This window comes from Pirellulales bacterium (genome assembly GCA_035546535.1).
In the GTDB taxonomy this organism is placed as follows: domain Bacteria; phylum Planctomycetota; class Planctomycetia; order Pirellulales; family JACPPG01; genus JACPPG01.
Genome location: DASZWQ010000052.1, coordinates 1 through 20,562 on the forward strand (window position 1 = coordinate 1; position 20,562 = coordinate 20,562).

Sequence of the window (20,562 nt, forward strand, 5' to 3'; positions counted from 1 at the left end):
ACGCGTCGCAGGCCCTTACGCATGCCCTGCCGGTGACTACCCAAAGGGAGTGTTTGAACGGTTTTCGAGCGATGAGAGCATTGCGTCCTCAAGGAGGTCGCGTGCCGCGCGTTTGCGCCGCTCGCGCGAGGACGCCCACTTGTTTTGACGCATGCGGGAGACAATACTTGGACTCGACGAAAGTCAACCTCGCTTGCACCCACCTTTAGCTCTTTAGTCGATCGCCATAAGGAAACGCTAAACAAAGCTTCCTGATTCTCCGCGGCGGTCCTTGCTCCCCGTTCTCCCCGTGCGCCGTTATTTGACCGCGCATGCCCCGCGTTTCCCATTGTCTTTGTCCCTCGCTTCTTGACGTACAACTTGGATTTCTACTGACAGAAATTGGAGTCGCAAATGCAGCGTTTGATTCAAACCGTGGCCCTGGCGGCGGGCATTGTCACTGCTTCGAGTAGCCCGAGTCTCGCGGCGCAATTCACATATTCGAGTTTGCCGGTGCCGACGCCTGAGACGCGCGCCGACGACATTACCGCGGCAAACACGGCGGAGAACTCGTTCCTCGCCACGTTGGGCTCTTCGGGAACCGAGACCTTCGACGAAATGACCGGCAATCAGATAGGGGCCACCGCGTCACAGGCACTGACGTTCGGATCCTCCGGCATAACGGGCGTCGCCACGTACTCGGGCGTGTTCGGCATTTTCTTTTTGGCGTACACCCCGAACAATGCGCTGGTCGAACAACCGGCCGCCGCGGGACAGCCGCCGTACCAAAATGACATCACGCTGAGCACGCCTGTCACCGCGTTCGGAGCGTACTTCATTCAAGCGGGTGACGGGGACGCGGATACGATCACCCTCCAGCTCGACAACACGATCACCGGCACGAGCAAGGACGTGGTCGTCGGAACGGCAGGACCGGGCGCGATATTCAACACGCTGTTCTATTTTGGCGTGACGGACACCGACCCGTTCAATCGAGTGACGCTGCTTCTCTCCAACGGGAACGACGGTGTCCTGCTTGACAATGTCACGGTGGGTAACGTGGCCGCGCCCGAGCCGGCCAGTCTGCTGTTGCTGGCGTTGGCAGCGCCCTGCCTGTGGCGGATGGCCCGGCGTGCCAGGGTTCGACAATAGGGATAGAATGGCGTGATTCTTCACGGACCGATTCGGCGACCCGCCTCCAGCGCGCGACGCGCATTGGCGGGCCGCCGCGTCAGCCATCCGTACACCGGAGATTCAACTGGGTAACGAACATGCGACGGCGCGCCATGACATTGGTGGAACTGCTCGTCGTGATCGCGATCATCGGGATGTTGATCGCGCTGTTGCTGCCGGCGGTGCAAATGGCGCGCGAGGCCGCGCGGCGCACGCAATGCGCCAACAATCTCAAGCAAATCGGCCTGGCGCTGGCGAACCACGAAGCGGCACTCAAACGATTGCCCGCCGGGCAGGTTTCGCAGCAATATCCTCCCGACCCGACGCATCCTTACACGTTCTATCGCTGGTCGGCGCTTGCGCAGCTATTGCCTTACATGGAACAGGCCAACGTGCGCGACTTGCTCGATACCTCGCTTCCCTTGTACATGCCGGGCGCGGGGTATCCTTTCGCCGCCGCGAATCTGAACGGTATCGGACAGATGCTACCGATGTTTCTCTGCCCGAGCGACATCGCCGAGCAGGTAAAGAGCCAGATGGGTCCGACCAACTACGCGATGTGCGCGGGCTCAGGCGCGGGCGGAGGGACGCCGTTTGCAACCGACGGCATTTTCTACGTCAACTCGACAACCACTTACGCCGACATCACCGACGGTACTTCGCACACGATCGCCGCCGCCGAGAGCTTGTTGGGCGCCGATACGCTGCGCGACAGCGCGGGCGCATACATCGGGGTATCGCCGGAACGCACGTACCGATTCGTGCTGGGATTCACAGCCACGCCCGACCTGACCGACACGAAGTGCGCCGCGGCGACACTCTTTAATTCGAGCGCCGGCAACGGCAACGACCCGCGCGGATTTGCCTGGTGCAGCGGCGAATACCGCTGCGCGTTGTACAACCATTACTACCCACCGAACTCGTCGACGTGCGATTGCATCACGTCGGTCACCGTCGACCCGACGCCGCCGCCGGCGAAACCGGTTCTCTATTCGGCCTACGGCTGGCGCGCGGCGCGCAGCCTGCATCCTGGCGGCGTGAACGTCTTGATGGCCGACGGTTCGATCCAGTTCAGCGCGGCGAACGTCGACCTGACGGTGTGGCGCGCCCTTTCAACCCGGGGGCAGGCGGAAGTCGTGGGCGGTCCATAAGCCGCGCCGGGTAACCCTCGCGTTTTTCACCCGAAGCAAACAGCACGATGTCGAGATCCATTGATTCTTGTGTACGGTTCGCACTGCTGCTAACAGTTGCGTGCGTCAGCCAGGCTGCGTCGAAAATCGAGGCGTCGGAACTCCTGATCGTGGACCGGCTCTCGAACGCGGTCGACCGTTACAGCAGCACGGGCCAGTTTCTGGGCACCCTGATCAGCGACAGTACGAACCTGAACCAGCCCGACGGCATCGCGCTGTCGCCCGATCACACGAAGTTGTTCGTGGCGAGTTCCCAGAACAATGAAGTGGTGGAGTACAACTACGACGCTGCGACGGGAACGGCCGGTGACCCGACTGTCTTCGCGACAGCTGCTCAGGGGCTCGCGTTTCCGAACTCGATGGTCTTCAGTCCGGACGGCACGAAGCTTTACGTCGCCAATCTCGGCGGAACGGGGGTTACGCAACTTAATCTGGACGGTACTTCCGCCGGACCGAATATCACGGGTGGCAGCAGCTCGGAGTTCAGTGGACTCGCTTTTACTTCCAGCGGCGAGCTTCTCGCCGGCGGCTTCGACGGGGGAACGGTCGCGATCTCGAACCCTGCGGTCAGTTCGTTCTCGGATCTGGTTACCCCGACCTCGTCCCTGCAGGGGCTGGCCGGCGTGCTCGTGAACGGCAACGACCTGTACGTGACGGGCCTGTTTTCGGGCACGTTCGAGAAATTCAACCTTGCCACGGGCAACGTCGACCCGACGTTTACGCAGGCGACCGGCCTCGGTTTTCCGCAAGGCGTGTTCCTGGCGCCCGACGGCAACAGCCTGCTCGTGGAGGTTCTGGGGTTTGCCAACGGCGCGGGCAACATCTCGGAATACAGCTTCAATGGTGCCTTCCTGGGAACCTTCGCGACCCCGGCAACCAGCGCGTCTCAAGGATTCATCGAAGCAACGACCATGATTGTCGTGCCGGGGCCGACGGGATCCGTGTTGACAGGCGACGTGAATCACGACGGCATCGTCAACAGCCAGGATCTCGCGCTGGTGTCCAGCCAATGGTTGCAATCGGGCCCATCGCTTCAAGGGGACGTCAACGGCGACGGCATCGTCAATTCGCAAGACCTGGCCTTGATCTCGTCGAATTGGCTCCATTCATCGAGCGCAAGCGCAACAGCCGTGCCCGAGCCGTCGACCCTTGTGCTGGGCCTGGCGGGATGCGCGCTGCTGATCGCTCGCTGCGCGTATCGCCGGCGTGGATAGAATCGCGCTGGCCACTCTCTTTCGATCCCAAGGTCAGGCCGATCGCGCGCCAGTCGTTCAGCAGCCCGACTGATGGCCCTCACTGTGCCACCTGTTTCTTGACGTCGTCGTATTCGATGAGGTGAAAATCCTCTTCGCGCGGCACATCGTGCAGCTTGTCGAGCATTTTGTAGAGCGTGACCAGCGCCTCGTCGCGCAGTTTCTCGCCGGAGCCGGGTGCTACATAAGTAGCCGTCTTGCCGCCGTAGCCGCCGGCGGCCGCGTCACGAATCGTGGGAAAGTACGCGTGATAGCCGTTGGTGTAGCCGACCAAGAGCGTGGTCGGGACGGGCGAGTGCTCCTTCAGATCGGTCTGGAACTGCACGAAGAACTCGCCCGGCATGCCGCACAGCGCGATCTCCTTGCCGATCAACAGCGTCGTCAGGATGGGCCGCACGCGCCCCTCTTGCAGCATGGGAGCCAGGTACCGATCGAACCGCGCGCCGTACATCTTGCTCAAGACGGCCGCCACGTCCGGATCCTTCACATCCCACCGCAAGCGCACGCTCACCGGATGCGCGTCAAACTTGATCGCATCTGGCTGAGTAGCCATGGGCTCAATCTCTTTTGCCGTTTCAACGACCGCGGCGGCCAACGTCTGGCCCATCTTTCGCATGAGCTCGACGCCACCGTCGCTGCGCGGCGTTTTGTCGACATACGGGTTGATGTTACCGCAGCCTCCTTGCAGGTACAGGCACGGCGCGCCGACCTGCGCTTCGACCCCGCGGCAGGCCTCGCCCACGAAGTCCGCGCTGTATTCCAGATTGTCCGGCCCCAGCACGACCGGGTGGCAGGCGTAGTGCAGAAGCACGGCCAACGGCTTGCCGTCCGCGCGATCGAGCCGTACGACGACGTACTCTTTGTCGACCGGCGAGGTCGGCTCGTGCTCGGCGTTGCGCCACTGCATGGCCACGCGTCCGTCGGGCAAGAAATGCCGGCGATTGTGCGCCAGATCCACCGTTCCGCGGCCGACGCCGATCGTGACCGGCACCAGGTTATCGGCCGCCTGGTCGATCGCGCGATCCAACGCGTCGATCACCGTGGGACCGTAGCTGTTTGGCTTGCCGTCGAGCGATTCGAGCGACGGCGCCGCGTGTGTATGACTCGCGGTGACGAACAGATCGCCGATCCGGTGCTTCGAGAGGGTCCGCTCGCGCAGCTCGGCCAATAGCAGATCCTCGGGCGTGCGTCCCAGGTCGAGTGTGACCAAGGCCACGCGCGTCGGCCCACAAGCCAGCACGACCACTCGGCCCATCAGCGGATCGAGCTTGCCGGTGGCCGGCTGCGGACGGTTCGCGTAGCCCCACATGGTTTGACCCGGCGGCGGCGTAATGTCGACCACGGCGACGCCGGCCTGTAGCGCCGGTTCATTGGCCGCCGCCAGATTGACATGGCAAAGCGCGAGCACGAAGAATAGGAGCACGCGACGTTGCATAGGACACCTCCGTGAGAGACCATCGAACGCGCCCTGGCGCGCAGTGGCGATCCGCAGAGAACAGTTTTAGAATTGCTGCTCCGAATTGCAACTACTACGGTTCCTGAAGCGGCGAATGCCGCAAACACAGCACGATAAGGAAAGACATCCATGGGCGATTGGCTCGAAGAAGGCAAGGCCGCACCCGATTTCACACTCGCGGCCGACGACGGCAAGAAAGTCAATCTCAAGGCGCTTCGCGGCCAGCCCGTCGTGCTCTATTTCTACCCGCGCGACGATACACCGGGCTGCACCAAGGAAGCGTGCGCATTTCGCGATCGCAAGAAGGAACTGACCAGGCTCGGCGCGCACGTGCTGGGCGTCAGCACCGACGACGTCACCAGCCACGAGAAGTTTCGCGACAAGTACGAGCTGAATTTTCCGCTGCTGGCCGACGTCGACCACAAAATCGCCGAGAAATACGGCGCCTGGCGCGAAAAGAATATGTACGGCAAGAAATCGATGGGCATCCAGCGCTCGACCTATCTGATCGATGCCGAGGGCAAGATTCAAAAGATCTGGAAAAAAGTCTCGGTCGACGGGCACGACGACCAGGTACTCGACGAGCTAAAGAAGCTGGCCGGCAAGTAGCTTAGCGGGAGGGTACCCATCGCGCGGTTACGCGTACGTCATTCCGTGCGATCGGCCGCCAAGAGTCTGACGCGATTGGGAATTCATTGGTCCCCGCCTTGATTCGTGAAGAACTCTGCACGGAATCGATCTGATTATCCGTACATCGCAGCGAAGAAATCGCGGGGCTCGCGTTTGGAGAGGTGTTTGATCTCGATTAGCCCCTCCCGCCGGGTATCATGGGGAGATGAAACGTTATGTCCCGCCTCGGCGCTGGCCGGTATTCTCGCTCAGCTCATTGCTCATCTGGATCACAATGATTGCCGTGGGCATCGGCAGTATTCCATTGCTCAAGCGGGCGGTGGTGATTCGACGCTACATGGAGATCCACTACTCCATAAGGAAGGGCGACGTGACCGAGGACTACGTGAAAGACGCCCTTGGCGACGAATATGTGGAGTATCGACGATTCGTGGACTCGCTGTCAGACTGAGGAGCGGCCAATCGCAAACTGACCCATCCCCCTTGTTCCAGCAAATTTGAATTTCCGCCCCCGCCGTGTTATCTCTAAGGGCGGGTTCCCACCCCGCGCCGCCCGACCCGCAGCCGAAAGCCCCGCAACCGGCGCGACCACCCGCCAACCCTTTTTCGTGCAGGCGCGATGTTTACGTTCGCCGACAGCACGGGCCGCCTCGGTCGCCGCGGGTTTCTCCGCGCCGGCGCCCTGTCGCTGGGCGGACTCTCGCTGCCGGGATTGCTAACGGCCGCTGCCGAATCGAAACGGCTGCTCTCGGGCCGGTCGGTCATTTTCCTCTTCTTGCACGGCGGGCCGAGCCAGTTCGAAACGTTCGACCCCAAGATGTCGGCCCCGGCGGAAATTCGCTCGACAACCGGCGAGATTCCCACCGCCATTCCCGGCATTACTTTTGGTCCGCACTTTCCGAAGCTGGCCGGCCTGGCAAATCGGCTCACGATCGTGCGCTCGTTTACGACCGGTAACGGCAACCACGACATCAAGCCGGTCGTCAGCCGCCACACCGAGGGAGCGAGCCTCGGCTCGCTGTACGCGCGCATCGCCGGCGCGACCGATCCTGCGACTGGTATGCCGCGGAACGCACTGTTGTTCCCGCGCGCCGTCGACCCCAGCACGGGCCCCGAGCAAACGCAGTTCGGCCGCTTCAACGCGACCGGGGCGCTCGGTTCGGGCTGTGCGCCGTTCGTACCGGGCGCTGGCGGCGACTTGCAGCAAGATATGCAGCTCAACCTGCCGATCGACCGGCTCGACGATCGCCGGGCTTTGCTGGGTGAGCTCGACCGCGTCCGCTGGCTATTGGATTCAACAGGCCAGTCGGGCACGCTCGACAAGTTGCGCGAGCAGGCGTTTACGAGTGTCACGAACGGTATTGCCCAGGCGTTCGACCTGTCGCGCGAAGATCCGCGCCTCGTCGAGCGCTACGACACGGCGCCCCTGGTGCGGCCCGATCAGATCGACCGCAAGTGGAAGAACTACGAGCACTACGTCGACAATGCGAAGTCGCTCGGCAAGCTGTTGCTGTTGGCGCGACGGCTGTGCGAGGCCGGCGCCGGCTTCGTCACGGTGACGACAAACTTCGTGTGGGACATGCACGCCGACGTCAACAATGCGCACTGCGCCGAAGGCATGCGCTATATGGGGCCACCGCTGGACCACGCCGTGTCGGCCTTGATCGAGGATCTGCACGCCCGTGGGCTGGACGAGCGCATTCTGCTGGTCTGCTGCGGCGAAATGGGGCGCACCCCGCGCGTGAATGCCCATGGTGGCCGCGATCACTGGGGCAATCTCGCCCCCTTGCTACTGGCCGGTGGCGGCCTGCGGATGGGACAAGTCATCGGCCAATCGACGCGCGACGGCGGCCAGCCCCAGAGCGAACCGATCGGCATCCCGCATCTGGTGGCGACGGTCTTGCAACGGCTGGTCGATCCGGCCGAGCTACGCCTGGTGCGCGGCATGCCGAACCCCGTCGTGCAGGCAGCCACGGCCGAGCCGATCCCGGGGCTGGCGTAGCAAAGTCACAGCACGAAGCTGTTTCGCACAACGTGTCGCGCAGGACGGACGCCGCTTGTAGACAATTCGGAGCGGCCCAGGGGTTCGGTTCACGGCTTTTTCAGCGGTTCCTTTCGTTCCAAGATCGGCGGGCAGTGCCGAGACATCTCGGCGTTCAGTGCGATGAACTCCTTTTGATCATCGGGCACATTCTCCTCATAGAAGATCGCTTCGACCGGACATTCGGGTACGCAAGCGTCGCAATCGATGCACTCTTGCGGATCGATGTATAGCATCTGTTCACCTTCCCGAAAGCACTCGCAGGGGCACACGACGACGCAATCGGTGTACTTGCAACCAAAACATGGCTGCGTAACGACATAAGCCATCGGTTCGCCTTTCAGCTAAAATAATGTGGGATTTGCCCTCCAATCAGTACATGCAAATTGGCGCGCAACAGCGGACAGCTTTTCGGCGGAATTTTCCCGTGGGAGGGTTTAGTGGTGCCCGACGACCCATTATCTGAAAGCCAGGAGTCGCCGTCTTGGCTGCTAAAGTGCGTGGCAAATGGAGACGAGCGCGCGACTACCGCGGTCTTTCAACGGTATGCAACACGCCTGACCGCTTTGGCACGAAGTCGGCTGTCAAAAAAACTATCAGCGCGAATTGACGCCGACGATATCGTTATGTCCGCCTATCGGAGCTTCTTCATAAGGGCACGGCAGGGTGCCTTTACTTTGGAGCGAGGCGGAGACCTCTGGCGGCTCCTTGTCGAAATTACATTGCACAAGCTGTATCGACAGCACACGTTTCATACCGCGCAACGACGCTCGGTACGCATGGAATCAGACGAGCCGGAGAAAGCAATTCGGGATGCGTCCGCGCCAATTCCGTCACCCGACGTTGCGTTAGCAACTGCGGAAGAGCTTGAGTTGATTATGGCCGCGTTGCCGCCCGAGGTTCGGAAGGTACTCGAACTGCGCCTGCAAGGACACGAACTTCTGGAAATTGCCAAAGCCCTCAAGCGATCCGAGCGCACGATCCGACGGTGGCTGGATCAGTGTCGACAAGCCATGCGGCGCAGATTCCCCTCTGTGTCTACGCGGAGTGCCACCCGCTCAGCCCCCATCGAGCGAAAGCCTGTGGCGCGAAGAACCAATAGGCGGCGACCGTCGACGACGATCAATGCGGTTCTTGCGTTCGACGACTTTACTTTGATGCGTCAAATTGGCGCGGGAGCGACAGGTAAGGTTTATCTGGCTCTGGACAAGCGAGCAAACGCGACTGTCGCGGTGAAGTTTTTGAAGAAGCGGTATCTGAACAATCCAGAGGTCGTTTCGCGGTTCGCCTACGAGGCGCATCTGTTGCAGCAGTTAGAGCACCCCGGTATCGTTCGCATATTCGGGCTCGGCAGGACGCCGAACGAGGGCTTATTCATCGCAATGAGCTTCGTGCCTGGCGGCGACCTTGGAGCCCGGTTGGTCGCGGGTCCGGTCCAGCAAGACGCGGCGGCACGTTGGGTTAGCGAAACCGCCGTTGCGCTCGAATACGCTCATCAGAGAAACATCATCCACTGTGATCTCAAGCCGAGAAACATTCTGCTCAGCAACGACGATCGCGTCGTTGTCACGGATTTTGGCTTGGCACGCACTTCAAACTCAGAGCTTTTTGGCGACGAGTATATAGCGGGAACACCCGCGTTCATGGCACCGGAACAGGTCGAACCCAGCTGGGGCCCTTTGGCAGCGAGGACCGACGTCTACGGATTGGGAGCAGTGCTCTATAGCCTTTTAACCGGTCGGCCGCCGCATGAAGGAGCAGCCGTAGAAGTATTGGCTGCGATTGCGTCCGGCCAAACGCCGACCTTCCCGGCCCACTCACGACCTGAACTGGTTGAAATCTGCCGGCGCTGCCTAGCAGCGGATCCTGCTGACCGTTATCCAACAGCGCTCAGCGTTGCAGAAGCACTTTCGGGAGTCGAACGCCACGATCCGGTGAACCCCCGCGGAGTTCTAAGCTGAATATCTTGAAAGTCGAATCTGGTTACCACGTCGCCGGGTGGTCCATTCGACAGCCGCCGTCGCCAACGCTGTCTCCCGCTCACTTATTTCGCGTCTGCCCGGCAATACGGCAGCACCAACAGGGCGTAGCCCGTCACCAGGTTCGGGTCACCTTCCATCCAGCGGGCGTTCTTGTTCACCCACGATCCGTCCGGCTGTTGCCGGCTGAGCAACGACTGGAGCAGCTCTTCGCGCCAGTTGTGCGACTTGCCACTCTCATCGACCAGGGTCGGTTGATTGATGGCCGCCAGCGCCTTGGCGAACATGTGGTAGTAGTAGTACAAGCCGGCGTCGGCCATGCCCGGGTTTTCGTCCAGCGTGTAGTACTTCTTGGCCCAGGCGACGGCCGCCTTCACGCGCGGATCGTCGGGCGTAACGCCGCAATAGATCATGCTCTTCAGCCCCGCGTAGGTCATCGAACCGTAGCTGCGCAGGCCACCGTTGTCGGTCTTGCCGGCCATGCTGACGCCGCCGGCGGCGGGCGTGTAATAGAACCCGCCATCCGGGTTCTTGGCCGGAAACTCGGTCGTGTTGTATTCGCTTTCCAGGTTCTGGCAACGCGACACGAAAACCAAGGCCCGCTTGAACGCCTCGTCGTTCGCATCTTCGCCGGCCGACTTCAAGGCATCGAGCAGGAAGCTGGTGTTCGAGAGGTCGGGCCGTTCGGCCTGGCCGTAGCCCGCGCCGCCGTAGGTGATATTTGCCGGCTGTACGTTTTCCGATTCATCCCACTGGCCGGCGGTAAGGAACTTCTCGGCGTTCTTCACGATCGCATTAAAGCGACCGTCTTTGTTGGCCGCGGCAAAGCACATCAGCCCCACGCACGTTTCGTAGTTGCGATGGCGCGATCCCGGGTTATAGATGCCACCGTCGGGCTGCACGAAACCTTGCAGGTACTTGAGCGCCTTGGCCACGACCGGATCCTGCGCGGTGCGACCGTTCTGCAGCACGCCCGTCGTCACCAGGGCCGTGACCGCGGGGCCGGCCGCCGAGCTGAACGAACCATCCTCGGCTTGCCCTTTGGTGCGCAAGAACTCAATCGCCCGGGCGACGGCCTGCTCATAGGCCTTTTCGTCGGCCGCGGCGGCTGGAATTGCTGTCGCACCGAATGTGACCACGGCCAAAGCAAACGCAGAGAACGACAAACAAAATCGCGACATGAGAAGAATCCTTGCAGGACGTTAATTTCGATGCACTATCGACGAGCTGCGCCGGGCGACCACCATACGCGGGCGTGTGCCGCCCCTCCTGACATTCTAGCGTTTTATGGCGGCGCTCATGGAGCGCGCCCATCGAGACGCTGACTGGGACGAAACCTTACGCACATGGCGTTCCGCGGGGCCGGGGAGCCTTAAATCTTTCCAAGCGGCCCTCTTCCGCACAGCCGCGATGGCGTCGGCCGCCAAAGTTTCGCCACCGGTGGCGAATTCTTCGCCGGGCGTCCCTTGGCGCGCCCTTACTTGGTAGCGGCCGACGATTCGTTGGCTGCGATTTCCGGGACGGGCCGCCCCAGCGCCCAGAAAACGCCGTTGACGAGCAGTTGCCGAAACTGCGGAAGCGCAAAATCCTCGGGTCCGCCCAGCGACGTGTAAAAGACCTTGCCCCCGCGCCGCGTGGTGTTGGTCCAGGCGACCGGTTCTTCGAGCTTTTCGCCGGCCACGCGCCCCATCATCAGCGGCGTCGCCGACTGGGCCAGCGGGCTCGTCTTGTAGAGCGACGACTGCGAAACGAACTCGCCCGCCGGCACGCCGCGCAGGATCGGGCTTTCCTTGGCCGTCGGCAGCGTCCAGATCGTCGGCCCCAGCTCGTTCGCATGGTGGCCCGTATAGTGACCCCCCAAAACCTCGGCGTCGAACTCGGGCCAGGCGGCGTAGCCGGCCGGCGGCTGGTTGTCGCGCAGCGAAAAAGCATGGCTCGCCGTGCGAATGCCGACGACGGGCTTGCCCTCAGCCACGAAATCGCGAATCAACTGCAATTGCTCGGTCTTCGGCGTGCGGCGGCGAACTCCGACCAACAGCGCATCGGCCGAGGCCAGGGCCTCGAGCCCGGGGAAATCGTTCTTGTCGCCGGCGCTCGCGTGAAGGATCGTCGTGCGGACGCCGCGCGGCGACAATTCGCGATCGGCAAACTCCGGCAGCGTGCGGGCCATGTCGTATTCGTCTTCACCGATCACGATCGCCAGGTGCGGCCGATGATCCTCGCGGAAGTTAAAGGCCACTCCCCCGAGAAAGTCGCGGCTCGTGATCGTCGGGCACCAGTATTTCTCGATGTGTTCGATCACCAGGTCCGTGGCACGAAAATGATCGAGCCCTACCGGCTCGGAAAGCGAGTCGTGCATCGAGTCGGTCAGGTCGCGCACCAGCACCACGTTCTGCCCCTGGGCACACATGCGGCGGATCGAGAACGGCCGCCCCAGCACGCACATGTTGGTATGCACGCCCAAAACGACCACGTTGTCGATGCCGCGCTCGCGCATCAGGTAAAAGGCTTCGTCGTTGTCGGTGATGGCGTCGCCGTCGACGATCTCGAGCGTGTCGATCTGTCGCCGCCAGGGGTTGCCGTGCGGGCATTGCGGCGTGCAGTCGCAACGATCCTTCGCGTTGTCGAACGGCAGCTTCGGCTCGTGCCCCGTGGCCAGCGGACACCAATCGGCCGGCAAGGGTTTCATCGCCACCTTCGGCGCCTGCTGCGCTAGCTTCCGGCCTGGCGTGTCGGCGTAGAACTTCATCGTGTCGCTCGGGCAATGGATGACGAGCATGCCCAGGCGGCGAGCGGCCTTCAGCACTTCGTTCATGCGCGGCGCCATCTCGGCCACGCGGGCCGTTGCCCCCTGGCACCAGTGTTGATTCCACATGTCGCACACGATCACGGCCGTGCGGTGCGGATCCCATTGGACCTGCCGCTCTTGAAGGGCAAATTCGCCACTGGCTTTGTCCTGGGTACGGACGCGCTCGTGCAAAGTCCACGTGCCGCTGGCCGACGGCGCGGCCGCCGTGGCGGGCGATAATAAACCGGCAAGAATCAGTGTCCCCAGACAAAACGCTCGATTCATCGGCATGCTCGGTTTTCCCGTAGAGCTGTGGACAACATGTCGCGAGGCGCAGGCCCGGGGATAATTCTGCGGTCACGGCGCCGTGCGAGCAAGGAAGCCTGCTAAACGCGTACCGGTCCGTGGGCCGCAGGCGGGACGCCGGCACCACAAAAGGGACCGGGGCCGAAACGTCAAAGCCAAATCGTTTGAGCAACCCTCCTATTATTGTGGAGCAGCCGTCTCGGCTGCCTATTACGGCTGCACGGGCGTGGCTTGAATGCCGGCGCACCGCATGTTCTTATAGGGGCAAGCGATTCCGGCCCTGGGCGTCCCTCAGGTTCGCCCCGGCGGTTGTGGCAGAGAATCGCGTGACGCGCACCGGCTGCGGGCCCTGGCTGAGGAGCCTATTGGCATGCGTTCGGCCGGGCGCCCCGCCGGAAATGTTTCCTTCCTGGCCGGGCTGCTGCTTTGAAAGCCGACTTCCAGCAGCAAACCCGCAACCTAACGTCGCCGCCCCGCGCTCCACACGCTTGAATCGAAAGGTAGATATGCTCGCAGCTCGCATCTGGCTTGGCATGTTGGTCGTCGCAGGTTCGCTTCTGACTGCCCAGGGCACGGCGGCTGACGCACCACCGCTCAAGCTTGCCAAGGGGGACCGCATCGTCATCGTCGGCAACACCTTGGCCGAGCGCATGCAGCAGTACGGCAATCTGGAAGGGTTGCTCTACAGCCGCTTTCCCGATCTGGACCTGGTGATCCGCGACCTGGGCTGGTCGGCCGACGAGCTGACGGTGAAGATGCGCTCGCAGGATTTCCAGGATCACGGTCACAACCTGACCGATCACAAGCCCTCGGTCCTCGTGGCTTGCTATGGGTTCAATGAATCGTTCGGCGGGAAGGCGGGCCTGGCGAAGTTCGAGCAGGACCTGGAGAAGTTCATCACCGAATCGACCACCACGAAGTACGACGGCGTCGCCCCGCCGCGGCTGGTGCTGGTCTCGCCCATCGCGCACGAAAACCTGCGCAAGCGCGTTCTGCCCGACGGCACCAGGAACAACGAGAACATCAAGCTGTACGCCGACGCCATGGCCCGACTGGCGGCGAAGCACAGCGTGATCTACGTCGACCTGTTCACGCCCACGCTCAGCCTGATGCAGGGCTCGAAGGAGCCGTGGACGATCAACGGCATCCACCTGAACGCTCACGGCGATGCCGAGGTGGCCAAATTGATCGACGCTTCCTTGTTTGGCGCGCGGCCGGCCACGAACAACATCGACATGGCCCGGCTGGATCGCGAAATCGACGAGAAGAACCTGCAATTCTGGCGCGATTACCGGGCAGTCAACGGCTTCTACATCTATGGCGGTCGCAAGAAGCCGTTCGGCGTCGTCAACTTTCCCCCCGAGTTCGCCAAGCTGCGAAAGATGATCGCCAACCGCGACGCGCGCATCTGGGCCGTGGCCAAGGGAGAGAACGTTCCGGAAACGATCGACGACAGCGGGACGGGCGAGTTCGCCAAGATCGAGACGAACTATACACAGCCGATTCATCTCACGAATCCCGACGAGGAAAAATCGCAATTCAAGCTGCCGGACGGCTACGAGGTGAACCTGTTCGCGTCGGAAATCGACTTCCCCGATTTGCAAAAGCCGGTGCAGTTCGAGTTCGATAGCCGCGGCCGGCTGTGGGTGGCCACGATGCCCAGCTACCCGATGTACCTGCCCGGCACGCCGGTCAACGACAAGCTGTTGATTTACGAGGACACCGACGGCGACGGAAAAGCCGACAAGCAGACGGTGTACGCCGACAACTTGTACATACCGACGGGTCTGGAACTCGGCGACGGCGGAGCGTACGTCGCGCAGCAGCCGAACCTGATGTTTCTCAAGGACACCGACGGCGACGATCATGCCGACACGCGCGAGATCGTGCTGCACGGCTTCGATACCGCCGATTCGCACCACGCCATCAACGCCTTCACGTGGGGGCCGGACGGCGCGCTGTACTCGATGGAAGGAACCTTCCATCAAACCGGTGTCGAAACACCCTACGGCCCACGGCGCGTGCAGAATGCCGCCGTGTTCCGTTACGAGCCGCTGACCGCGAAGCTCGATATTTTCATCTCCTACGGATTCGCCAACCCCTGGGGCGAAGTCTTCGATCACTGGGGACAGAACTTCGTGGCCGACGCGTCGGGCGGCGCCAACTATTTCGGCACGGCCTTCTCGGGCCAGGTCGACCATCCGCACAAGCACGGCGGCATGCAGCAGTTTCTGAAAATGCAGTGGCGCCCCACGTCGGGCTGCGAAATCGTGGCCAGCCGCCACTTTCCCGACGACGTGCAAGGCAATTACCTGCTGAACAACTGCATCGGTTTCCACGGCACGCTGAATTACAAGATGCGCGAAGAGGGATCGGGCTTCTTTGCCGAGCCGGTCGAGCCATTGCTGCAATCGAAGGATCAAAACTTCCGCCCGGTCGATCTGAAATTCGGCCCCGACGGCGCGCTGTACGTGATCGACTGGTTCAATCCGCTGATCGGCCATATGCAGCATTCGATCCGCGACCCGAATCGTGACAAAACGCACGGCCGCATCTGGCGGATCACGTACAAGAATCGTCCGCTGGCCAAACCGCCGCAGATCGCGGGAGCCACGATTCCGGCGCTCTTGGACCTGTTGAAGTCGTATGAAGACCGCACGCTGTACCGCGTGCGCCGCGAGCTGCGCACCCGCGACAGCGACCAGGTAATGGCCGAACTCGACAAATGGATCGCGGCGCTCGATCCCAAGGATCCGGAGTTGCAGCATCACTTGCTCGAGGCGCTGTGGGTCCATCAGCAGCATGATGTGATCGATCAAGCGCTTTTGAAGCGTGTCTTGCGTTCGCCGGAGCCAAAGGCCCGGGCTGCCGCCACGCGCGTGCTGTGCTACTGGCGCGACCGCGTGGACGAGCCGCTGGAGCTGTTGCGCGTACAGGCCAACGACGAGCATCCACGTGTCCGGCTCGAGGCGGTGCGTGCGGCCAGTTTCTTCCACGATCCCAAAGCGCAGGAAGTGGCGCTCGAAACGCTTGCCCATCCGCAGGACAGTTACCTGGAATACACGCTCAAGGAAACGCTCGACACGCTCGATCGTCGCGCGAAAGAGGCTGCGTCGTCCGGCAATACGCAGGCGGGACGGTGAGCGGGATGGGACGTTTACCTCGCCCACGCTCCGTGGTGTGCCTGATCGCGCTGTTTCTGGTTCCTGCCGCGGCGCGGGCGCAAGACGCCGGCGCCATGATCCGCTTGTTGAAAAGTGGCCGGCTGCCACCGGAACGGATCGGCGCCGTACTGAAGCTGGCGTGCGAGCGCGGCAACGAACAGGACCTGGCTTATATCTACGAGCAGGCCACGAAACCCGACGCCCTGCCTGCCGACCTGCGCCGGCAAGCGATCGAAGGGCTGGCCACCGCGGCACAAACGCGCAAGGTTCGGCCGCAAGTACCGCCCGACGGATTGCTCGCGCTCTTGGACGATCGCGATCCCACGACAGCCCGCGCGGCGGTGCACTTGGCCGCGGCGTGGCAGTTGCCGTCGCTCGCCCCGCCGTTGGCCGAACGCGTGCTGGCGACCAATACCAGCGATGAATCGCGCCGCCTGGCGCTCGAAGCTTTGCTGGCGATCGGCGGGGAGCCGGCCCAGGATGTCGTCAGAAAGTTGCTGGGCTCGAAAAACCCGCGGCTGCAAGCGTATGGCGTGGCGGCCCTTACTCGTGACGATTTGCCGGCAGCCGCCGCGTGTGCCGCGGCGGCTCTGCACGAGCCGACGGGGGGCGCCAACGTCGACGTCCTGCTGGACGCGTTTTTGGACCGGCAGGGGGGAAGCGAAAAGCTCGCCGCTGCGCTCGCCAATAGTTCAGTGCCGGTCGATAACGCCAAACTGGCGCTGCGGCACATGTACCTGGCGGGGCGAAGTGACGCACAACTAGCCGATATTCTCAGCAAGGCCGCGGGTCTCGACGTCGACCGGCCGCCTCCCACGCTAGAAGAATTGAAGGTCATGTCGGCCGAGGTATTGGCAAAAGGCGATCCCGTGCGCGGCGAGGCCGTTTTTCGCCGTGCCGACCTGGGCTGCATGAAATGCCATTCCGTGAGCGGCGCCGGCGGCGACGTCGGGCCCGATCTCAGTCCGGTCGGCGCGACTTCGCCGGTGGATTACGTGATCACGTCGATCCTGCACCCGGACCTGAGCATCAAGGAAAGCTTTCTCACGCGCAACTTCATCACCTCCGACGGCATGATCCATCAGGGGATCGTGGTGGATCGCGACGACAACCGCGTGATCATCAAGGACGCCACCGGCCGGAGAATTACGATCCCGGTGGCCGACATCGACGAGGAATCCGAAGGACGCTCGCTGATGCCCAAGGGTCTGGCCAGCTTTCTCACGCAGCCAGAGTTTTTCGACCTGGTGCGTTTCGTCGGCGAGTTGGGTAAGCCTGGCCCTTACGCCGTGCGCTCGCGGCCCACGATCCAGCGTTGGCGGTATCTGAAGGAAACACCCGCGGCGATCGCGGCACAAGTTCCCGATGACAAGACACTCGTTGCGCAAGTCGCCGCAGTGGCCGCCGATGCCTGGGCGCCTGCCTATGCACGCGTCGACGGCACGTTGCCTTTGGCGGAGTTCGCGGGCACAAACAAGGTGCTGCTATTAAGCGCCTCGATCGACGTCACCGAGCCCGGCCCGGTCGAAATCAAGCTCGATCACGGCGCGGGCGTCACGGTCTGGGTCGATGGGACGCTCGTGGCAGAGGATTCCCCGTCGGCCACTCTCGCGCGCGGGCAGCACACGTTGTATCTACGCGTGGATCGCGATAAGTACGGTCGCGATGAACTGCGAACAATCGTCGACAAACCCGCCGGCTCGACCGTGTCATACACCGTCGTCGGCGGTCCGTAAAAGTCCCTTTGCCGTCGACAGGTTGCACGTTCGCCTTGCGTGGCGCGACTCGATCGGCATGATGATGCTTTGAGCAGGGGCGGCACTTCAGGGCCGGAGAATCAACCATGGTCCCCGTGGGTAAGCTCGCGATCGTCATCGGGATTATGTTCGTGGCGGTAGCGAACTGCGTCGCCAACGAAGTGGCGGGGATTGGCGCCGCGCTGGCTAAGGATCGCGACGGGATTTACATCCGTGCGTTACTGCCCGACACGCCTGCATCGGCTTCGGGTGCGCTGCACGTCGGCGATCGAGTTCTCGCAGTGGCCGAAGCGACAAAAGCCGCGGTCGAAACGAAAGACCTGAAGCTGGAAGAATGCGTGAGCCTGATTCGCGGGGGCGCCGGCACCACCGTGCGTTTGACCGTCGTCACGGCCGGTAAGGACGAGTCGCAGGCGCGCGTCGTCAGCGTCGTTCGCGGCGACATCAAGGAACTTAGCCGCTGGGGCGATGGCCAGCGGATTGCCGCCGGCGCCGCTGCACCGGACGCGCCTTTCGTTCGATTGGATGATGGCAAGCCGGAACGAATCAACGATCGTCGCGGCCAGGTCGTCGTGATCACGTTCTGGGCAACGTGGTGCGGACCATGTCAGAAGCACATGGCACATTTGCAAGCCCTGGCGACGTCGAATCGGCAATGGAAGGATCGCGTGACGATCATCGCCGCGAGTGCCGACGACGATGAGAAAACCGCTCGCGACCACGCCGAGCAGGCGGGCTGGGATCAGACACGCAACGTGTGGGCCGCGCCCGAGGCGATCAAGGCGTGGCATGTCGCGTCGCTTCCCACGACGTACATCATCACGCCGCAGGGAAAGATTGCCGATCTCGACGAAGCGGCCGATCTGGCCGACGCCGTGAATCGCCTGCTTGCAGAATAATCGATCTGCCCTGCGAACGAATGCGCTATTGCGCCCCCGTCGTGCGCACCGCGGGCGTGGCCGGGCCGAAAGCGTAGTTCGGGTTTGTCGGATCGAAATCCTGGTCCGTCAACCCGCGATTCAACTCGATGTTGCGATAGTTGAACTCTTCAGCCAGCGGCGTGGGCTGTCCGGCGGCGGCTGGCCAGCCGTACGCTTCGAAGCGCACCGGCAGCTTCAGGTCGGCGTCGATGTAGAGCCGCGTCTTCTGATAATGCAACTGCGGCCGCTGTGTCGCGTGCGACACCTCGATGCACGTCGCCATCCGCTGGTCGACTTCCACTTGCGGATAGTACTTCACCACCGCGTCACCCAGCTGCAATTCCGACTGGTACATGGTCAGCCACCGCTCGAGGTGACTCTTGATGCCCACCTCGTTGAAGGCTTCGCCCGTGGAACCGACGAGTTCCGGACTGTTGGGGCGCAACTGCAGGGTCACGCCCGAGCGACCGCGTGGGGCGACCGTGTGCACAAGCACGTTGCCGTCGGCGCGCTTGGCGGTGTAAATCGCCTCTTGCCCCTTATGCGTCTTGGGACCAAGGAAGAAGGCATAAATGCTCAACGGATCGTGCCGCACCTTGAGGTGCAGATTTTCGTACTTGTCGGCCTGGCCGGTAGCCTGCACGCGATGACTCACCAGGCAGGTGTAGTCGGGCGTGTGCGCCAGGCGATCGAGCATGTCGCGCGTCACGGCCACCACGGTCGCCATCGGCTGGTCGGCCGGCGCTTTCTTGGCCGCGTCACCCAGCTCGGCCGGCGGTTGCGCAACCGGCTTGATGTCAGCGATATCGACTTCCGGCTCGCCGAAATCCGGCGGGAAATAGTAGTCGGGGTTGTTGTAGTCGAAATCGCGATCCGTGAAGTGCTGGTCGAACTGGAAATCAAGATACGTGTATTCCTCGATCAAGGGCGGCTGGGCCTTCGGATCGTCGGGCCAGGTGTACGCTTCGTAGCGCACCGGCACGTTCAATTCGTTGTCGATGAAGATCCGCGCCATGTGGAACGTAAATTCCGGCCGGCGATTCTGATGCGTTGCGCGAATGTACAGGCAGGGCCGCCCTTCGATCTTGGCGTCCTTGTAGATCTTCACTTCGCAATCGTCGAATTTCGAATCGTTCTCAGCGTGTTCGACCAGTCGCTTGATCAGGTTCAGGATGCCGACTTCGGTCAGTGGGTAACGATTGTCGCGCATGGCCCGGTCCGAATCGGGAAACAGCGATACGGTGCCCATCAGGCGAAATTCGTCGGAGTGGACGAACATCTTGCCGGCGTCGCGGCCCTCGACGAAAACGACCTCTTGCCAAGGACGGTCTTGCTTGTTGGTGAACGCGGCGTACACGCTGAACGGATGCTGTCGCATCTTGACCGACATGCCCTGGTAGTTGGTGAGCTTGCCCGCGACGCGTTCCCGCTTGACCAGGCGGCAGGAGTAGGAGTCGACTTTTTCGAGCGCCGCGATGCCCGCTTTACCCCAGCGAATGATGGGGGCCAGCGGGTGTTCTCCCGGCTGCGCCGTGAGGTCGCCCGGCGGCGGCCCGATGGGCGTGGCGCCAAAGGCATTCGCATGGATGGAGGCAACGAACAGCCCAATAAGCGCGATTTGCCTGAACATGACCGAGGGCAGCTCCTGGTGTGTGCCGAATCTTTCGAAGGCCGGTATCCGCGCGTTTCCGCGGGTGAGTAAGCCTAGGTCGCGAAATGTGCCGGGAATGCGGTCGAGTACGCCGGCAGCATGCCAACAATCGCGGTTTGCGTAGACGGCACTATAGTCCCAATTCCGCGAAACCTCCGATACCAGTATTTCGCCCTGAAACAGCGATGCTGTCATGCAAAAAACAGGGGCGATTCCCACGGTCGGGCGCACCAGGGGGCCGGGCGTCATCGAGGCCGCCGGTGCAGGAAACCGGC

Annotated in this window: 15 protein-coding genes; 10 read left to right on the forward strand and 5 right to left on the reverse strand. The window is 62.4% G+C overall.

The features are described 5' to 3' along the window. The first annotated feature begins 393 nt into the window (after nt 1-393). From VHD36_06855 to VHD36_06865, 3 genes are all read left to right on the forward strand, one after another. The gene (locus VHD36_06855) at nt 394-1,131 is read left to right on the forward strand and encodes a hypothetical protein (GenBank protein HVU87021.1); all 738 of its coding nucleotides are present in this window, start codon (nt 394-396) and stop codon (nt 1,129-1,131) included. Nucleotides 1,132-1,250: 119 nt separating this feature from the next. Then, nucleotides 1,251-2,303 (forward strand): DUF1559 domain-containing protein, encoded by a 1,053-nt coding sequence (locus VHD36_06860; GenBank protein ID HVU87022.1) that lies wholly within the window; start codon nt 1,251-1,253, stop codon nt 2,301-2,303. Between the two features lie 149 nt (nt 2,304-2,452). Then, on the forward strand, nt 2,453-3,556 hold the full coding sequence (locus VHD36_06865) for a dockerin type I domain-containing protein (GenBank protein ID HVU87023.1): 1,104 nt from the start codon (nt 2,453-2,455) through the stop codon (nt 3,554-3,556). A 79-nt stretch (nt 3,557-3,635) separates the two neighbouring features. On the opposite strand, the gene VHD36_06870 is transcribed toward VHD36_06865, so the two are convergent. After that, on the reverse strand, nt 3,636-5,030 hold the full coding sequence (locus VHD36_06870) for a neutral/alkaline non-lysosomal ceramidase N-terminal domain-containing protein (protein ID HVU87024.1): 1,395 nt from the start codon (nt 5,028-5,030) through the stop codon (nt 3,636-3,638). Between the two features lie 150 nt (nt 5,031-5,180). Here VHD36_06870 and bcp point away from each other — a divergent pair, with 150 nt between their 5' ends. From bcp to VHD36_06885, 3 genes are all read left to right on the forward strand, one after another. Then, the gene (bcp, locus tag VHD36_06875; GenBank protein ID HVU87025.1) at nt 5,181-5,660 is read left to right on the forward strand and encodes a thioredoxin-dependent thiol peroxidase; all 480 of its coding nucleotides are present in this window, start codon (nt 5,181-5,183) and stop codon (nt 5,658-5,660) included. A gap of 226 nt (nt 5,661-5,886) precedes the next feature. Then, nucleotides 5,887-6,132, forward strand: a complete 246-nt coding sequence (locus VHD36_06880; protein HVU87026.1) for a hypothetical protein — start codon at nt 5,887-5,889, stop codon at nt 6,130-6,132. Nucleotides 6,133-6,300: 168 nt separating this feature from the next. Further along, the gene (locus VHD36_06885; GenBank protein HVU87027.1) at nt 6,301-7,683 is read left to right on the forward strand and encodes a DUF1501 domain-containing protein; all 1,383 of its coding nucleotides are present in this window, start codon (nt 6,301-6,303) and stop codon (nt 7,681-7,683) included. Between the two features lie 89 nt (nt 7,684-7,772). On the opposite strand, the gene VHD36_06890 is transcribed toward VHD36_06885, so the two are convergent. Then, a complete protein-coding gene (locus tag VHD36_06890) occupies nt 7,773-8,051 on the reverse strand; it encodes a ferredoxin family protein (protein HVU87028.1) in 279 nt (92 codons plus the stop codon). A gap of 114 nt (nt 8,052-8,165) precedes the next feature. On the opposite strand from VHD36_06890, the gene VHD36_06895 reads away from it, so the two are divergent. After that, nucleotides 8,166-9,683, forward strand: coding sequence for a protein kinase (locus VHD36_06895; GenBank protein HVU87029.1), 1,518 nt, complete (start codon nt 8,166-8,168; stop codon nt 9,681-9,683). An 83-nt stretch (nt 9,684-9,766) separates the two neighbouring features. Here the strand turns inward: VHD36_06895 and VHD36_06900 are convergent, their stop codons facing one another. Next, entirely contained in the window at nt 9,767-10,882 is a 1,116-nt protein-coding gene (locus VHD36_06900) for a prenyltransferase/squalene oxidase repeat-containing protein (GenBank protein ID HVU87030.1), read from the reverse strand. A 296-nt stretch (nt 10,883-11,178) separates the two neighbouring features. Then, entirely contained in the window at nt 11,179-12,774 is a 1,596-nt protein-coding gene (locus tag VHD36_06905) for an isochorismatase family protein (protein HVU87031.1), read from the reverse strand. A 527-nt stretch (nt 12,775-13,301) separates the two neighbouring features. Here VHD36_06905 and VHD36_06910 point away from each other — a divergent pair. From VHD36_06910 to VHD36_06920, 3 genes are all read left to right on the forward strand, one after another. Continuing rightward, on the forward strand, nt 13,302-15,938 hold the full coding sequence (locus VHD36_06910) for a PVC-type heme-binding CxxCH protein (GenBank protein ID HVU87032.1): 2,637 nt from the start codon (nt 13,302-13,304) through the stop codon (nt 15,936-15,938). 5 nt (nt 15,939-15,943) lie between these two features. Next, nucleotides 15,944-17,695 carry a hypothetical protein gene (locus tag VHD36_06915; GenBank protein HVU87033.1) on the forward strand — a complete coding sequence of 584 codons (1,752 nt, stop codon included), beginning with the start codon at nt 15,944-15,946 and terminating at the stop codon, nt 17,693-17,695. 107 nt (nt 17,696-17,802) lie between these two features. Continuing rightward, complete coding sequence (locus VHD36_06920) at nt 17,803-18,615, forward strand: redoxin domain-containing protein (GenBank protein HVU87034.1); 813 nt, start codon at nt 17,803-17,805, stop codon at nt 18,613-18,615. A 25-nt stretch (nt 18,616-18,640) separates the two neighbouring features. Here the strand turns inward: VHD36_06920 and VHD36_06925 are convergent, their stop codons facing one another. Further along, nucleotides 18,641-20,266 (reverse strand): DUF1571 domain-containing protein, encoded by a 1,626-nt coding sequence (locus tag VHD36_06925; GenBank protein ID HVU87035.1) that lies wholly within the window; start codon nt 20,264-20,266, stop codon nt 18,641-18,643. Between the last annotated feature and the right edge of the window lie 296 nt (nt 20,267-20,562).

What these genes read in the sequence shown, in the direction of transcription:
- VHD36_06905 (HVU87031.1), bottom strand. Translation starts at nt 12,774, where the DNA reads ATGAATCGAGCGTTTTGTCTGGGGACACTGATTCTTGCCGGTTTATTA.
- VHD36_06900 (HVU87030.1), bottom strand. Translation starts at nt 10,882, where the DNA reads ATGTCGCGATTTTGTTTGTCGTTCTCTGCGTTTGCTTTGGCCGTGGTC.
- VHD36_06870 (HVU87024.1), bottom strand. Translation starts at nt 5,030, where the DNA reads ATGCAACGTCGCGTGCTCCTATTCTTCGTGCTCGCGCTTTGCCATGTC.
- VHD36_06910 (HVU87032.1), top strand. Translation starts at nt 13,302, where the DNA reads ATGCTCGCAGCTCGCATCTGGCTTGGCATGTTGGTCGTCGCAGGTTCG.
- VHD36_06890 (HVU87028.1), bottom strand. Translation starts at nt 8,051, where the DNA reads ATGGCTTATGTCGTTACGCAGCCATGTTTTGGTTGCAAGTACACCGAT.
- VHD36_06915 (HVU87033.1), top strand. Translation starts at nt 15,944, where the DNA reads ATGGGACGTTTACCTCGCCCACGCTCCGTGGTGTGCCTGATCGCGCTG.
- VHD36_06920 (HVU87034.1), top strand. Translation starts at nt 17,803, where the DNA reads ATGGTCCCCGTGGGTAAGCTCGCGATCGTCATCGGGATTATGTTCGTG.
- VHD36_06855 (HVU87021.1), top strand. Translation starts at nt 394, where the DNA reads ATGCAGCGTTTGATTCAAACCGTGGCCCTGGCGGCGGGCATTGTCACT.
- VHD36_06925 (HVU87035.1), bottom strand. Translation starts at nt 20,266, where the DNA reads ATGTTCAGGCAAATCGCGCTTATTGGGCTGTTCGTTGCCTCCATCCAT.
- bcp (HVU87025.1), top strand. Translation starts at nt 5,181, where the DNA reads ATGGGCGATTGGCTCGAAGAAGGCAAGGCCGCACCCGATTTCACACTC.
- VHD36_06885 (HVU87027.1), top strand. Translation starts at nt 6,301, where the DNA reads ATGTTTACGTTCGCCGACAGCACGGGCCGCCTCGGTCGCCGCGGGTTT.
- VHD36_06880 (HVU87026.1), top strand. Translation starts at nt 5,887, where the DNA reads ATGAAACGTTATGTCCCGCCTCGGCGCTGGCCGGTATTCTCGCTCAGC.
- VHD36_06860 (HVU87022.1), top strand. Translation starts at nt 1,251, where the DNA reads ATGCGACGGCGCGCCATGACATTGGTGGAACTGCTCGTCGTGATCGCG.